Annotated in this window: 14 protein-coding genes; 11 read left to right on the top strand and 3 right to left on the bottom strand. The window is 41.9% G+C overall.

What is annotated here, in order from left to right; genetic code table 11:
* The first annotated feature begins 5 nt into the window (after positions 1-5).
* The 4 genes from FAZ19_RS20015 (at position 6) to idi (ending at position 2,253) form a co-directional block, all read left to right on the top strand.
* On the top strand, positions 6-467 hold the full coding sequence (locus FAZ19_RS20015) for an SRPBCC family protein (RefSeq protein ID WP_136822541.1): 462 nt from the start codon (positions 6-8) through the stop codon (positions 465-467).
* 1 nt (position 468) lies between these two features.
* Positions 469-927: a sterol desaturase family protein gene (locus tag FAZ19_RS20010; protein WP_136822540.1), complete on the top strand. Its 459-nt coding sequence runs from the start codon at positions 469-471 to the stop codon at positions 925-927.
* Positions 928-955: 28 nt separating this feature from the next.
* A complete protein-coding gene (locus tag FAZ19_RS20005) occupies positions 956-1,645 on the top strand; it encodes a lycopene cyclase domain-containing protein (RefSeq protein WP_136822539.1) in 690 nt (229 codons plus the stop codon).
* A 68-nt stretch (positions 1,646-1,713) separates the two neighbouring features.
* Positions 1,714-2,253, top strand: a complete 540-nt coding sequence (gene idi, locus FAZ19_RS20000) for an isopentenyl-diphosphate Delta-isomerase (protein ID WP_136822538.1) — start codon at positions 1,714-1,716, stop codon at positions 2,251-2,253.
* A gap of 34 nt (positions 2,254-2,287) precedes the next feature.
* On the opposite strand, the gene FAZ19_RS19995 is transcribed toward idi, so the two are convergent.
* Positions 2,288-3,367: a baeRF3 domain-containing protein gene (locus tag FAZ19_RS19995; protein ID WP_136822537.1), complete on the bottom strand. Its 1,080-nt coding sequence runs from the start codon at positions 3,365-3,367 to the stop codon at positions 2,288-2,290.
* Positions 3,368-3,483: 116 nt separating this feature from the next.
* Here FAZ19_RS19995 and FAZ19_RS19990 point away from each other — a divergent pair, with 116 nt between their 5' ends.
* A complete protein-coding gene (locus FAZ19_RS19990) occupies positions 3,484-4,620 on the top strand; it encodes a metallophosphoesterase family protein (RefSeq protein WP_136822536.1) in 1,137 nt (378 codons plus the stop codon).
* A 259-nt stretch (positions 4,621-4,879) separates the two neighbouring features.
* Here FAZ19_RS19990 and FAZ19_RS19985 read toward each other — a convergent pair whose 3' ends face one another.
* The gene (locus tag FAZ19_RS19985) at positions 4,880-5,725 is read right to left on the bottom strand and encodes a metallophosphoesterase (RefSeq protein WP_136822535.1); all 846 of its coding nucleotides are present in this window, start codon (positions 5,723-5,725) and stop codon (positions 4,880-4,882) included.
* 184 nt (positions 5,726-5,909) lie between these two features.
* On the opposite strand from FAZ19_RS19985, the gene FAZ19_RS19980 reads away from it, so the two are divergent.
* The 5 genes from FAZ19_RS19980 (at position 5,910) to FAZ19_RS19960 (ending at position 14,474) form a co-directional block, all read left to right on the top strand.
* On the top strand, positions 5,910-6,530 hold the full coding sequence (locus FAZ19_RS19980) for an RNA polymerase sigma factor (protein ID WP_136822534.1): 621 nt from the start codon (positions 5,910-5,912) through the stop codon (positions 6,528-6,530).
* Between the two features lie 171 nt (positions 6,531-6,701).
* Positions 6,702-7,775, top strand: a complete 1,074-nt coding sequence (locus FAZ19_RS19975; protein WP_136822533.1) for a FecR family protein — start codon at positions 6,702-6,704, stop codon at positions 7,773-7,775.
* Positions 7,776-7,817: 42 nt separating this feature from the next.
* The gene (locus tag FAZ19_RS19970; protein WP_136822532.1) at positions 7,818-10,916 is read left to right on the top strand and encodes a SusC/RagA family TonB-linked outer membrane protein; all 3,099 of its coding nucleotides are present in this window, start codon (positions 7,818-7,820) and stop codon (positions 10,914-10,916) included.
* Positions 10,917-10,938: 22 nt separating this feature from the next.
* Positions 10,939-12,507: a RagB/SusD family nutrient uptake outer membrane protein gene (locus tag FAZ19_RS19965; RefSeq protein WP_136822531.1), complete on the top strand. Its 1,569-nt coding sequence runs from the start codon at positions 10,939-10,941 to the stop codon at positions 12,505-12,507.
* Positions 12,508-12,566: 59 nt separating this feature from the next.
* Positions 12,567-14,474 (top strand): alkaline phosphatase, encoded by a 1,908-nt coding sequence (locus FAZ19_RS19960; protein ID WP_136822530.1) that lies wholly within the window; start codon positions 12,567-12,569, stop codon positions 14,472-14,474.
* Between the two features lie 57 nt (positions 14,475-14,531).
* On the opposite strand, the gene FAZ19_RS19955 is transcribed toward FAZ19_RS19960, so the two are convergent.
* Positions 14,532-15,092 (bottom strand): type 1 glutamine amidotransferase domain-containing protein, encoded by a 561-nt coding sequence (locus FAZ19_RS19955; protein WP_136822529.1) that lies wholly within the window; start codon positions 15,090-15,092, stop codon positions 14,532-14,534.
* Between the two features lie 338 nt (positions 15,093-15,430).
* Between FAZ19_RS19955 and FAZ19_RS19950 the strand changes: the two genes are divergently transcribed.
* A complete protein-coding gene (locus FAZ19_RS19950; RefSeq protein WP_136822528.1) occupies positions 15,431-16,303 on the top strand; it encodes a glycerophosphodiester phosphodiesterase family protein in 873 nt (290 codons plus the stop codon).
* The last annotated feature ends 47 nt before the right edge of the window (positions 16,304-16,350 follow it).

Genomic DNA, 16,350 nt, shown 5'->3' with positions numbered 1-16,350 from the left:
CGGATATGAGGTATCTACTCTATAGAGAACAGCAATTGTGTACGGATATTGAAACGGCGTGGGCTTTTTTTTCCTCGCCTTCGAATCTGTCCGTTCTAACTCCTCCAGAAATGAAATTTAAAGTTAGATCAGAACTGGAAGAGGGTGGTATATATGAAGGTATGTTAATCGACTATAATGTTACACCCTTGCTGGGCATACCCATGAAATGGCAGACCGAGATTACGAAAGTAATGCCTTTAGTCTGTTTTACGGATTACCAGAGAAAAGGCCCGTATAAACTGTGGAACCACCAACATCATTTCGCCGAAAATGAAGATGGCGTACGGATGACGGACATAATTGACTATGAATTGCCTTTTGGGTTGCTCGGAGATTGGGTACATCGCCTTCTTGTAAAGCAGAAATTGGAAACCATATTCGATTTCCGGTTTCAAGTATTAGAGAAAGAATTTAATAAAAAATGATATGAGTGTATTAATCGTAGTAGTAACATTTCTGCTGATGGAAGGTTTTACATGGTGTACGCATAAGTATATCATGCACGGTTTCTTATGGTATTTACATAAAGATCATCATGACCATGATCACGAAGGAAAAGTGGAGAAGAATGATTACTTCTTTATCATTTTTGCGATTCCTGCTTTTGCATTAATGTATTATGGATCGCTACAAGGCTTCAATTACTGGTTCTATATCGGATTGGGTATTACAATATATGGGTTTTCGTACTTCTTTGTGCATGATATTTTCATTCATCAACGCATTAAGCTGCTACGAAATACGCAAAATCCATATCTGTTGGCGATTAGAAGGGCGCACAAGCAGCATCACAAACATACGGGAAAAAGGGAGGGGGAATGTTTTGGCTTTTTATGGGTACCTATCAAGTATTTCAAAATGTATTTTAAAAATAAAAGAGCTTAATATTTAACTAATTAAGAAGTATAATATTATGTTGCACTACACTTATTTGCTGATCAATTTTTTCGCGGTAATTGTCTGCTTTATTTTTTCATTTCATCCTAAAATAAAGTTTAATCGGTTTTTTGTACCCTTTATTAAAAGTGCTGTTTTGGTGTTGATCCCGTTTATTGTGTGGGATGCATGGTTTACGAGGATGGGCGTGTGGTGGTTTAATGATACCTACCTCTTGGGTGTTCGTTTGCTAGGTTTGCCGGTCGAAGAATGGCTTTTTTTTGTCTGTATACCGTTCTCCTGCGTGTTTACCTACTTTTGCTTGGATAAGTTCTTTGAGTTGGATTGGAAGCCTAAAATAGACTTCTATTTTTCAGTCCTTGCTATTGTTCTGTGCTTGGTTTGTGCGCTATTGACCGTAGCCTTAATATATCCGTTTATCACGTTTCTTTTGACCGGGCTATCACTAGTGTATTTGAAGTTTATCGCGAAGGTATCCTGGATCGGTAAATTGTCATTTGTGTATACCATACTGCTTCCAGGTTTTTTTATGGTGAATGGAGTGCTTACTGGCACTGGATTGGACCAACCCATCGTGAATTATAATAGCGATCATTTTATGGGAATCCGTATAGGTACTGTACCCGTCGAGGACGCGGTATACGGTTATATGATGATCTTATGGAATATTTACTTCTTTAAAAGGTTTAGCGAAAAATATCAATAGTCTCATCATAAAATAATAATAAATTGTTGTATAAGATTAGGGAGCGATCATTTGTAATAAATAAGCTTATGGAAAGAAATAGGGTTGTATTGGTAGACGAAAGGGATGTTGCTTTATGTGTAATGGACAAGATGGAGGCACATCGACTTGGATTGTTGCATCGGGCTTTTTCGGTTTTTATCTTTAATCGGGAAGGAGATATGCTGATTCACCAGCGTGCAGATTCGAAATACCATGGTGGTGGATTGTGGACCAACGCCTGCTGTTCGCATCCGCAATGGGATGAAGACATAACTGAAAGTGCGGTAGAACGGTTAAGGTATGAGATGGGATTAGTATGCCCGCTAGAAAAATCATTTTCGTTCATTTATAAGATACCTGTTGAAAATAAACTGATAGAACACGAGTATGATCACGTGTTTGTTGGATATACCGACGATGAGCCAGATCCCAATCCGACGGAGATACAGAATTATCGTTGGGTGTCTTTAATGGAACTGGAAAGGGAGGTGAGTGAGCGACCTCAAGATTTTACGTATTGGTTCAAAATGGCACTGGAACAAGTCGTTTGCAATAATTTTAAAACGCCAGCATCACGAATAGGATGATGCTGGCGTAAGCACTTTAAAATTTGTTTACCGATTAATATCTAACTTTTAATACAATTTCCCCCAAATCTTTGATGTCTTCTTGCGCTGTAAATACGACTCTGCCTTTTTGAGAAAGTACTTCCCATGCAATGTTGCTGGTAATATCGTCGATAGCATTTGGCTGTGAAGCTTCTTCGATCAGATCAAAGGTTCTTTCGTCTTTCATGATCACGGCTTGCGAAAACTTCTGATGCACGATTAGAAGGTCTCCGCGTCCATCAATAGATGCCTGATATATTTCTTGTAAATCCGTAAGTACTTTTGCCTGAGCAACTGCTTCCTTCATCTCCGCAATCGCATCGGCTCTTCTTTGTGTCTGCAAATCATTGATGATTTCCCAAGATTGCTTCACTATTTGATGTGTAGCCGCATTATTGTAATCAATAGCTGAATAACCCAAATAAATAGATGGTCTGTCGGCTACTTGTTGAAGACGGCTGTAATTATCTTCCGTACAAACAACAACACAAGGCAGGCCCGTTTCGTTGTGAACTTCCATTAACGCTTTATCGACTTTATTTAAAAATTCGCGGACCATGTTATCCACCTGTTTCCCATCACTTGCTTTATCGGAATTTGTAATATAATGTTCATTTTCTGAAAAGGGAAAATCTTCGTTGCTGATTTCTTTTATGATGGCATCATTTACAGCTTCATAAAGTTGTACACCACTTTGAGAAAGTAACATCAATAAGTAATTTTCGCTTCTGCTGTACAATTTGATTAATGAACGAATGGCAAAGTTACTAGAGATATGCACCCCTTGATTGGTGGTTGTCCACGCTGATTTTATAATTTCTTCTGTATCATTGGACAAGAAAATATGAAGACTGTCCAAATTGTAATTAACGTCTATCTTCGATGCTAGTTGGTCTATTTTCTCCAATAAAGATGCAACAGATCTCTTATCAAATTCCGAAGATACCCTATCCTTTGCCTCTTTTAGTAGGTTTTTTAACGTTAGTTCGTCTTTTACATTATCCGGATGGGTACGGTGTGTATTAAGTGAAATCGTGACACAAGGTGTGCTTGTTTCATGCGCTAATTTTTCTAACTGTTTTTTAAAATTCATAGGATCTTGTTTTAAAAACTAATAAACATTTCTATTTCTTCTAATATACGAAAAATATCGCTAATAAAGTCAAGAAATAAGCCTGCTTCCAGGTATAAGTTTGCTAAATTTGTAGTATGATGGATCATAAATACGATACAGCAATACAGATTAAAAATTTGCCTACAGGCATACCGGTATTCAGACCTTTACCTCAGCCGCGCTGGCCTTACCCATACCGCTTAGATATAAATACAGTACTCGGTGACGAGACCGAATTATTGCATGACAAGATGAGTTTTCATATGTTGGGTGATACGGGTAGCTTACGTCATTCAGATTTTCAGTCGGTTGTCGCGAATACACTCAACAATCAAAGTAATAAAATTCTGACTGCGAATAAGTCGCCTGCATTTTTATATCATCTCGGAGATATCGTGTATAATCACGGTGAAGCAAGTGCGTACCCCAAGCAGTTTTTACAACCTTACGAAAACTACGAGGCGCCAATATTCGCGATTCCTGGTAACCACGATGGTGATATTAATCCGGATAGTCCCATTTCTTACCAAAGCCTAGCGCCGTTTATGGAGGTGTTTTGCGGGACGGAAAGAAGAACAATCGATTTTGGAGAGGGAAGTAGAAGGCAAAGTATGATGCAACCTAATGTGTACTGGACGTTGGAGACTCCGTTGGTTCGCTTCATTGGCTTATACAGTAATATACCGAAACATGGTTGGATCGGAGAAGAGCAAAGGGAGTGGTTTATAGAAGAGCTCCGCTATGCAAAACAACATGCGGAGGAGCAGGCAGTTATCGTTTGTATACACCACGCGCCCTTCTCTGCTGATACCAACCACGGTTCGAGCAAGCCGATGATCGAGTTCTTAGAAGGAGCTTTTGCCGAAGCGGATATGAAACCGGATGCGGTATTTAGTGGACATGTGCACAATTATCAGCGTTTTTCACGCGTATATGGCGATGGAACGATTGTGCCTTTTATCGTGGCAGGTGCTGGCGGTTATGTAGATCTCCATACGATTGCCGACCGAGATGATCCTTCGTTTGAAGCATTTCCTGTGGAAAATGGACACGCTAAGCTCGAAGCTTTCTGTGATGATCATTTTGGCTTCCTGAAAATGGCGGTAGAGAAAACGTCAGAGGGTCTAACGCTCTTCGGCGAATATTATATGATTCCGAAGGATGCGATAGGAAAAGAGAAAGTCGAACCTGAGTTGTTCGAACGTTTTGAGTTTCCGTTATCACGTCCGTGATTTCGTTGTCATTTTAACTTATTCGGCACTTGTCGTCATCGCGATTGTATTTCGACGTCATCGCGAATCTGAGGTACCAAGGTGTGGCGATCTTAATGGTTTGTAAAAAAAGACTTCCGCCTCGTGCCTCTTCATTCTGACGTACAATTAGTGACTCGTCTTCATTGCAATAGTAGCATCATCGTCATCGCGAACCTGAGGCACGAAGGTGTGGCGATCTTAATAGTGTATAAATGAAGGACTGCCCCGTCGTACTAGATTAAATACTTTTTAAGGTAAATAAAGTCACTTCAGGTCTTACATTAAACCGAACTTTGATGGAATGTCCTAAACCTCGATTGATATACAGACTACGGCCATCGGCTAAAGGAATTAAACCTTGACTGTAGGCTTTGTTTTTTACAGGCAGGATAGGAGCAGGGAGAAAAGGTGGTCTGCATTGTCCGCCGTGGGTATGTCCCGACAGGATCCAACCGGCATAGCCATTCCAAACATCCAAATCACAGACATCCGGATTATGGCAAAGAACGATGGTAGGTTTTCCGGGATCATACAAATTCATGGCTTTTTCAGGAAAAAAGTTGGTTCCCCAGTAATCATCAATACCAATCAGCTGAAGACCAGCGAAATCAGTAGTACTATTCCGAAGAACAGTCACCCCACTATATGAAAGCATCCTTGCTATTTCATCGGCCATGTCAGGCTCTTTCCATGCGGCGCCATAATCGTGATTTCCGAGAATCGCCGCGGTACCTTCTTTTCCGATAGCCAGATGGGTCAATATATCTTGGAGATCTTCGTAGGGTGCTTTACCATCGACCAAACTGATGAAATCCCCAGTGTATACCACGAAATCAGGTTCTATAGCAGAAGCTTCCTGTAAGGTACGGATAACATAGCTTTTATCGACACGTGGACCGATATGGATGTCGCTAAGTTGGATTAATGTTTTCCCCTCCAAACGTTTGGGGAGATTTCTGATCGACATATTGACCTTTGTCCATTCTACCCAAAGAGGTTCTACCTGCCAAGTGTAGCCGCCTACGAGGACACTTGAACCTAATACTGCTAATGTCGTTTTCTTGATAAATTGTCGACGATCCATGTTGAATTAATAGTTGCATCGAATCTACGATCTTGCTGATAATTATAAGTGTTAATTTTTGCAAAAAATTTGCAGCAGTAATAAAATTACGATAGATATATATATCCTTAACAATTTCATAACACAATGAAAATAGTACTGTTACTCCTTTTTGGATAATTTTGTCTCATTCTCCGAGAACAAAATGGATACATTGCGGATTGACGTTATAAAAAGAGACAAGGAACAACTGGATGTTGAACAGATGGCGTTGGATGATGTATCAGCCTTCAATAGATTGTATGCGAAATATCATAAACCTGTCCATGCAAATATTCTGAAACTGGTTAAATGTCCTGAACAAGCTACGGAGGTGTTGCAAGACGTATTTCTCGCGCTGTGGCAAAACAGATTTAAGATTAAGCCAGACCAACCTGTTGGCGGATGGCTATTTGTGGTAAGCCACAATAAATCGCTCAATGTGCTTCGCAGCAGGCTGAAAGAATCGATTGAATATATGGCTGAGTATCCGGCAGACCTCGTGGCTACGGAGGAAAATAGCCGAGAAAAGGAAGAGGTTTTTCAACTGCAGATGCAATTGCTGGAAGAGGCAGTGGATATACTACCTGCGCGTAAGCGGGAAGTGTTTAGGCTTTGCCGCTACGAGGGACGATCCAAAGAGGACGTAGCCGATCTATTGGGTATTAGCACCCAATCGGTGAGTGATTACCTAAAACAGGCGAATAAAGCCATTAAAGAATATGTACTTGATCGCTACCCGGGTTATGTGAGCAATATCCTACTATTTGTCACACTCTATTTCTGACGTGTATAGTTTATTCATCATTGTTTACCTCTAGTACAATTAATGTGCTCACTCCGCACATTAATACCCTTTTTCTGGGAGCGTTCTCTACATAATTACATTACATTTTGTTAATATTTTCTTAATGCAAATAGGCATCCCCTTTATGCCCTACCCGTGTATTTACTATTGATGAAGGCACGAGTTAGAAAATATATAGAACAGTTTTGGAAGGGTTCCTTAAATGAAGATGAGCAAAGGCGTCTGCTTGCGGATTTGATGGAACAGGAGGAAAAGTTGAAAACTGAATTGCAGGAGGAATTTGAGCAAGGTACAATCGGAAATGATGAATTGTTAACGGAAGAAAGGTATGCGGAGCTCCTGACGCAGGTACATCAAAAAATGGGGGTGGTGAGGTCGTTGCCAAAATCGCGGATTGCCTTCCGAGAATGGGCCGCTGCCGCCGCAGTGTTCATATGCCTAGGATTAGGGGCTTATTGGTTTCTCTTCCGTAATACGGCCCCAACTGATCCGATCGATAACGGAATCTATGCTGCAATGGATACGATGCATATCATCAATAACGAACCGGTTGAAAAAAAAGCCATGTTACCGGATGGATCTATATTGATACTTTCTCCGAAAAGCGAGCTGTCTTATAACTCCGGGTATGGTGTACGCAATCGCGCGCTTGTGCTCTCAGGTAAAGCACGTTTTCAGGTAGTAAGGGATACCTTGCGGCCGTTTGTCGTGTTGGCAAGTGGTTATACCACTACGGCCCTGGGTACTGAATTTACCGTCGATACACAGTCGGAGGAGATGGTTAAAGTACTGCTACTTTCTGGAAAGATTGTGGTGAAGGCAACACCAGCTAGTGCGGTAGCCATGGAAGATCAATATATGGAACCAGGTGAGGAGCTTCATATCGACGTGAAAGATCGTTCCGTTGAACGGAAAGCGATGGTACAAAAAGCTGTTCGACCTTCTGCGCATGCTAACAGGGCACTACCTCCACAGAAGCAGTTGCCAACGGCATTACATTTTGAAGATACTCCACTAGAAGAGGTTTTTGGAACCATAGCGAAACATAAGAACGAAGCAATCAAGATCGGAAAGATAAAATTGGAAGGACTATCGTTTACAGGTGATTTTTCATCGGAGGAATCGATACAGGTCATGTTGCAGATTGTCTGCCAAATGAATGGGCTAACCTACCGAAAAGACGGAAATATAATTTGGATCGAGCAGAGCGGTACGACGAATTAGATATACCAGTAGGATAAAAATAAAACAAACAAATCAATATAAATGAAAAAGAGGAATATGTTTAAAAATGTGCGATTGGTCTTGATCGGAACAGCACTGTTGGTTGCTGCCACGGCTTGGGCACAATCGAATGGTCAGTTGCGCGGAACGATCATGGACAATACCGGAGCGACTATCGCGGGGGCTACCGTGCAAGTAATAGACGGCAATGGAAAGGCTGTTACCCAAGTGTCTACAGATGCGAGGGGGATGTTTACCCTAGATGGATTAAGTATTACAGGGCTATACCGCATAAGGGTATCGATGATTGGATACGACTCGTTCGAAACTGCGGCTAAACAAATAAAAGAGGGGGAAAGCAATTCCATGTTGATTCGCCTCGCCGAGCAATCTTCGGAATTGGATGAAGTTGTCGTTATCGGCTATGGTCAACAGCGTCGGGGAGACCTCACGACAGCAGTAAGCTCTTTGCCGAATATGGCAGATAATGTGGCGCGGCCGATCACGAATATTTCAGAAATGATGCAAGGAAATGTTGCTGGCGTGACGGTAATGTCGGCGGGCGGTGATCCGACTTCCACACCGAAGGTGATGATTCGTGGTATGGGTTCTTTAAATAACGAAAATCCGTTATACGTAGTCGACGGGATGCCGTATTATGGTGGACCTATCAACCCCAATGATATAGAAACGGTAGATATCTTGAAAGATGCAGCAGCAGCGGCCATTTATGGTGCGCAGGCTTCTTCCGGAGTGATCGTCATTACGACCAAAAGTGGTAAAATTGGTGCACCACGCTTAAATGTAGATTTCTACAAAGGATGGCAAAATGCCACTAACCTACCTTCCGCGTTAAATGCAGAGCAGTATGCTGCTGCTTATAATACGGCTGCAAAAAACGACGGCGTGACCGTCGCGGATGGTCATACTGCAGATTTAAACCCATGGGGACAGGTAACACGCACCAACTGGATGGAGGAAATCTTTCAGACAGGTGATATCTTGAATGCAAACGTGCAACTTTCAGGTGGATCGGAGAACTCGCTGTATAGTTCTTCTTTCGGTTACCACGATAAAGAGGGATTGTTGTTAAATACGGGCTATAAGCGGTTTGCTTACCGGCTGAAGTCTGAGTTCGATTTCTTTGACCGATTGACCGTAGGACAGAATTTTTACGTGAATCATACGACTACCAGGGGAACAAATACATCCAGTAGTTACAGCGGATCGATTATTAATGCTATTTATATGAATCCCGCAGCTCCGGTATATGACGAAAATGGAGCTTTCCACGGTACGGTACCATTTGATCTAGCAAGGTTCTCTTCCGCATATGGCGACACCTATAATCCGGTTGCTCTTTTATTGCGTCCTACCGTAAAAAATCCTTCTTTAAACCTAAACGGTAATGCTTTCGCAAAAGTAAATATTTTTGACGGACTGACATTCAAATCCAACTTCGCTTTGAATTTAAATCGCTATTCGTATAAACGATTTGATCCTAAAATACCAGAAATCGGGAGGACCAATGGAAACAACTATTTAGCGCACGAAGAATCTAGGGAAGATAGATGGATATGGGATCAACAGTTGAATTATACCAAAAATTTTGGGGCACATAATCTAGATGCAGTAGCGGTATATTCTGCACAAAAAACAAGGTATGAAACGTTTTATATCCAAGCAATGGGATTTGAACGGGAAGATGATTGGTACCAATATATCGGTAATGGAGGGGATATTCCTAACCTGCCAACAAGTTCGGTTTGGGAAGATGCGCTTACTTCAGCTATTGCTCGTGTAAACTATAATTACGCAGATCGTTATTTCTTAAGCGCCAGTATACGTCAGGATCGCTCTTCCCGCTTGTCTGAACAGAACCGATCGGATGTTTTTCCTTCGGTATCGGGAGCCTGGAAAATTTCATCGGAACCTTTTTTTAACAGGTCTATAGTGAATTATCTAAAACTACGTGCATCATGGGGTCAGATCGGGAATATCCAATCTGTCGATAAATATGCCTATAATATTCCTTTAAATACGGGAACGTTAACGCCAATAGGAACGGATAATTTATTGGTTCGTCATTTTGCGGTGGCTAAACAGTTTAATCCGGATATTATTTGGGAAAGGTCGCAGTCTTTTGACATCGGACTTGATTTTACCTTGTTGAATACCATCAATTTTGCAGTTGATTATTATGAAAAGAAAACAATTGGTATGGTTATGCAAAATGATGCGGATCCGCATGCCGGAATGGCACAAGGGCCAACCTCGAATGTGGGCGACGTGATGAACAAGGGTTTCGAATTGATGGCTAAATATCATAACCATTTTGGCGATTGGAAAATGGGTGTGCAGGCGAATATAGGCATAAATGGTAACAAACTATTGCATTTGGACGGTTACTTTAATGATTTTGTGGCCCACTCAGATCATGTTAGAGGGGTGTTACTACCGTATAGATCGACTGCAGGACAAGAGCTTTATTCGTATTATCTAGTGCCTAATGCAGGTATTTTTGAATCGGATGCGGAGGTACAGGCACACAGCAAGGATGGACAATTGATACAACCGAATGCACGTGCTGGTGATTTACGTTTTGTGGATTCGAATGGTGACGGACGTATCAACGATGCGGATAGGGTATACATGGGAAGCGCGGTGCCGAAATTTACCTATGGTTTTACGCTAAATCTAGAATATAAGCGCTTTGATATGAATGTATTGACCTATGGTATCTCAGGATCTAAAATCTTTAATGGTTATAAATACACGGCATACAATGCCGGATTACAAGGTTATAACTTAGACAGTCGTGTATTGGATGCTTGGACACCGCAAAATACAAATTCGGATATCCCGGTATTGTCGCGCCAGGATCCCAATGGTAATTTCGGTACAGCTTCGGACTGGTACTTAGAAAATGGTGATTATTTCCGTATTAAGAACATTACCTTGGGTTATAATATCCCTCAGCTACTGGGTAAACTGCAATCACGGATTTATTTATCAGCGGAAAATCCGTTTACGTTTACCTCTTACTCGGGGATCGATCCCGAAGTAGGTACCATCGGTTTAGATGTTGCAAACTACCCTCTAGCCAAGACGTATACAGTGGGGCTGAATGTTAATTTTTAATTGTTAGTAATAATATACAGAGATGAATTTACGATTTAATAAATATATGGTAGTTGCACTGTTAAGCTTAAATATAGGTGTACTGTCGTGCAGTAAAAATTTTACGGACCTAACTCCACAAGGTTCGATTACCGATGCAAATTATTGGAAAACAGAAACGGATGCTATTTTTGCAGCAAATGGTCTTTACCAACATTTTAGTGATGATAATATGTTTGGACGCGGTCTCTTTTGGTATGTCAACGCATCGGATGATATGGTTACGGGTCGTACAGACGCGGGGTCGGCTGCAGTACGGAATTTTACGGCTACTGGACAGGAAAGCCGTGTGAATAGCATGTACAAGAAGTTCTATGAGATTGTACAGCGTGCGAATACGATATTGACAAAAGTACCCCCTATGGAAATCGGCGAGGAAACTAAACAACGTGTACTCGGCGAAGCGTATTTTATGCGTGGCTATGCTTACTTTTATTTGGCACAATATTATGGTGATCAACGTGCTGGTGTACCCATTGTGACCGAAGAGAACATGTTGGAAACGCGCTTTAGCAGACCGGGTCATGTAAATGAAAACTTTGTGCAAATGGAAAAGGATTTGTTAAAAGCGGCTGAATTATTGCCACTCTTGACAACTTACGGTGCGGACGACTTAGGTCGGGCAAATAAAGATGCAGCATATGCATATCTGGCAAAAATGAACCTACAGTGGGCGCGATATGATGCCAGTAAATGGCTAGAAGTAGTAAAATACTGCGATATGGTAACCAACTCGGGCTCGGGACGCAAATTGATCGATACAGATAATCCTTCAGCCGATTTTGCGAGTGTATTTTATGTTGAGAATAACTATTCTTCGGAATATATATTTTCTGTGGTTTCTAATCGGACAAGAGGATCTATTCTGCCGGGTGTACTGTTTGAAAACACGGGCTATGGTCTTTATAACGGTTGGGGGTATTTTCACCCATCCTTAGAATTATACAATTCATTTGAAACAGGAGATCACCGTAAAAAGGCGACTATCTTAGAATTCAATGATCCGTTTACACTTTTTGGTGAAGAACGCAGGTATTTTTCTTCAAATTCGCAAACGGGCTTTCAATTTAATAAATATATGCAACCCTTTCGTACTCCTAAAGATCAACACTTAAATCCAAATGGTGATTATCCTACTTCAGACCTGAACATCCCTTTGGTTCGGTACGCGGATATTTTACTTATGAAGGCTGAAGCCTTGATCGAACAGGGACAGAATGGCGATGCCGAAATAAACCAGGTGCGCAATAGAGCCGGATTGCCTGCTATTCAAGGTGCAACATTAGCAGATCTGAAGCGTGAACGCCGTTCTGAATTTGCCGCGGAATATACAGACAGACATTCGGATCTTGTCCGCTGGGGCGATGCGAAGGCTGCCTATGAGAAAGCGGCAACGGGTAGACAGTATGCCGTAAAGAACGATCCTACCTCTGCTTTCACTATTGTTGAGGTATGGCCGGCACGTAACTTTGATCCATCGATACACCATGTTTGGCCAATTCCACCGCAAGACCTTAGCAATGCGGGGATTGCACAGAATGAAGGTTGGTAGGTTTCAGGTAGTTCTATTTTTGTATATTGTCTTTTAGATAAGTGATAGATTTGAATGGTATGGAAAAAATAGTTTTCACAATATGGACGGGAATACTATGCTTGGGATTGGTACCGGCCAATGCACAAACTCCCGATATGCACAGCAAATTCGAACAGCTGATGTTCGGAGCGGAGAAGGAACAGCAATATGTAGTTAAAGGACACAGCCATAACGATTATGAGCAAAATATTCCTTTTTTTACAGCTTATTATGCAGGTATGGAATCTATCGAAGTGGATTTATTCCTACGCAAGGATACGTTATATGCTGCGCATGACGAGGATGAGATAAGACCTGGCAGGTCATTGGAAAAGCTCTATCTAGAACCATTGGCATCTCTTTATAAAAAGAATGGTAATCGACCGTTTGCTGATAGTACCAAGAGCCTACAATTATTAATTGATCTTAAGGAGGGGTATGAGAAAATTATGCCTCCTTTAGTAGAAATACTTGAAAAGTACCGCTTCATGTTGGATGAGGGTGCTTCGGGAAATAAAGTACGTATCGTGATTAGTGGGAGTATGCCCCCTGCGGACAGTTTTGACCATTATCCATTATGGATCTTTTTTGACGGTCGGCCCAATTTAGCGTATACCGAAGGACAACGTAAGCGGTTAGGAATGATAAGTGATAATCTGCGTAGTTATACAGCTTGGAATGGGAAGGGTGTCCCAGGTAAGGAGGAGATGCAACGAATCGAAGCACAGGCTTTACGTGCAAAGGAGTGGGGTGTTCCGTTTAGACTATGGGGCGCACCCGAAAGCATAAATACCTGGATCGTATTGGAGAAGATGGGAGTAACTTGGTTAAACACGGATCATCCTACGAGGTTAAGGGAGTATTTGGATGATCTGCCCAAATCCAGATTTAAAAGTAAACAGACTTATCCTGTTTATCATCCGTCTTATGCTTCTGATGGAAAAGATAGCCCTGTTCGAAATGTGATCTTATTGATAGGCGATGGCATGGGACTAGGGCATATACAGGCGGCACTTACGGCAAATAAAGGTGAGGTCCATATGACACAGATGCGACATGTTGGTTTTTCGAAGACGTCATCTTATAGTCCGGGTAACACGGACTCGGGAGCGGGTGGATCGGCTATCGCAACTGGACAAAAAACATATAATGGATTTCTTAGCGTGGATACATCGGGAAATCCGTTGCTACGCTTACCGGATATCTTGGCACAGCAAGGTATCCACACTGGTATCCTTTCTACGGGTGATGCATCCGATGCGACTCCAGCCTCCTTCTATGCATCCCACCGCGATCGAAACGCATCGGAGGAAATCAGTCTAGCGCTTCGCGATAATAAAGGTATTGATCTTCTGATCGGTTCGACACCAGGACCATACCGAGATAACTTGAAGCGGGAGAAGTTTGCGCAAACGATCAAGGGCAACGGTTTTTCGCTGTTGGATAATGTAACGGCTTATGTAGAGTCGAAGCAGGAAAAACTAGTGGTGTATCTCCCGGATTCGGCTATGCGTCCGGTTAAAGACGGGCGGGGATCGATCTTGAGTGAGCTCCTGATGGTTACGATAGATAAATTAGACGGACGAGGTTCTGGATTTTTCATCATGGCGGAAGGAGCTCAAATTGATTATGGAGGGCATGCCCGCGACCTAGAGTACGTAACCACTGAAACCCTGGATTTCGATCGGGCAGTTGGGGAGGCATTGCGCTTTGCCGATGCTGATGGTCATACCTTGGTTATCGTATTGGCGGATCACGAGACGGGTGGTTTAACGCTCTTGGATGCAGATTCCAAACATGGTGCTGTACACGGGCATTTCGCATCGAACGACCACAGTAGTATGATGATACCAGTGATGGCATATGGCCCGGGAGCAACCCAGTTTATGGGTTATTACGAGAACAACGAATTGTTCAATAAAATATGGAAGGCATATAAAAATTAAAATGCTGGTATCGCATACGCGGTACCAGCATTTCTTAGGTATATGTCGTGGGAAGCACTATACGTGCTGTCCTCGATGTTTTCCTTCAGCAAACTCTTCGACGATCTTTGCATTGAAAGCGGGAAGATCTTCGGGTGTTCGGCTCGTTACAAGCCCTTGGTCTGTAACGACGGCGCTGTCTTCCCAAACGGCACCGGCATTGATTAAATCATTTTTAATCGCGGCTACCGAGGTAATCTTACGCCCTTCAATCACTTCAGCATCGATCAGTACCTGTGGTCCGTGGCAGATCGCCGCGACGGGTTTGCCAGCTTGAAAAAATGAACGGACAAATTCAAGTGCTTGGTCATTAGTGCGAAGCTTATCCGGATTAATAACGCCTCCCGGGATCAAAAGACCATCATATAAACTAGGATCCGCATCCGACAGTACATAGTCTACGTCGTAAGTTCCTGTCCAGTCATCACCCTTCTTTGCACGGACAACATCATCCTTAGGTGAAATAATATCCACCTGAGCACCTGCTTTTTCCAATGCTTCCTTAGGACTCGTCAATTCGACTTCTTCAAAACCATCTTCAGTTAAAATTGCGATTCTTTTTTCGTGTAGCTTTTCCATGTTAATTTCTCTATTTATAACGTGTTACAATTTGTTGTAATATATAGAATGACTCCATCGCTATATCCTTTTGGCTATATCCTTTTGGGAGCCATTTACTGCTGTAAACAGACGGCCACGAAATCTGTTGGCCTCAAATTTAATTTTACGGGTTTTAAGCCGTATCGTGAAGTGTTCTACGGTATGATGGTAAGTATTTTTACGGAGCTATATATGGAATGTTTAGGTATCTTATAATATATAGGCTGTTGACTGGTCTTTGTTAACTTTAGCTAAATATAAAGGTTTTAATTTGTTAAAATGCAATGCTTAATTTTGTTAGATCTTTATAGGTATATATGAACAAACAATTTTTATTTTTAACCCTATTTGTTGCTTTCTCCATCTTCCAGGTTTCAGCACAAAAACTACATGTATTGAACTTTAGTACGGTACAGGAGATGAGGCAGTATTTTAAATATGAAAAGAATAAGAAGATAATAAGTGGTCATAGAGGAACAATAGAAAACGGTCTGCCGGAGAATTCTATTGTCGGAATGCAAGAGGTACTTAAGCATACGACAGCGATATTTGAGATAGATCCACGCTTGACGAAAGACGGAGTAGCTGTGATGTTACACGATGCTACCTTGGAACGGACAACGACGGGAAGTGGTAAGCTGTCGGACTATACCTGGCAAGAACTGAAAGAACTAAAACTTAGAGATAGTCAAGGTAATATAACCCCGTATAGTATCAATACGTTAGATGAAATGATCGAATGGGCCAAGGGAAAAACTGTATTGAACCTAGATAAAAAAGACCTTCCCATGGAAATGACGGCGGAGATCGTCCGTAAACACAATGCGTACCGTTGGGTGTGGGTAACGGTACATAACGTAGAGCAGGCTCGATTTTATTTGGATAAAAATCCAGATCAATACCTTTCTATGCATATTAAAACGCAAGAAGCCCTGGATGATTTTATCTCTTCAGGTCTGCCATTTGATCGCATGATCGTCTATATCGGCCCGGAGATAAAACCTGCCAACCAGCAGATGTATAACTTTTTTAAGGAAAAGGGTGTGATGTGTATGATTTCTGCGGCACCTACCTATGATAAGCTGCAAGCGAAGGAGGATCGTCGTAATAAATACAGAATGGTATTTGATGATGGTGCCAATATATTGGAGTCGGATTTTCCGATCGAAGTCAGTCAGGCAATAAAGTAACTTGCGTCATCTCACTGCTAAATTCCAATTCCATGAATTGAAATGTG

The sequence above is a fragment of the Sphingobacterium alkalisoli genome, from assembly GCF_005049105.1.
GTDB classification, from domain to species: Bacteria; Bacteroidota; Bacteroidia; order Sphingobacteriales; family Sphingobacteriaceae; genus Sphingobacterium; species Sphingobacterium alkalisoli.
This window is presented reverse-complemented; position numbering and strand designations above follow the sequence as displayed.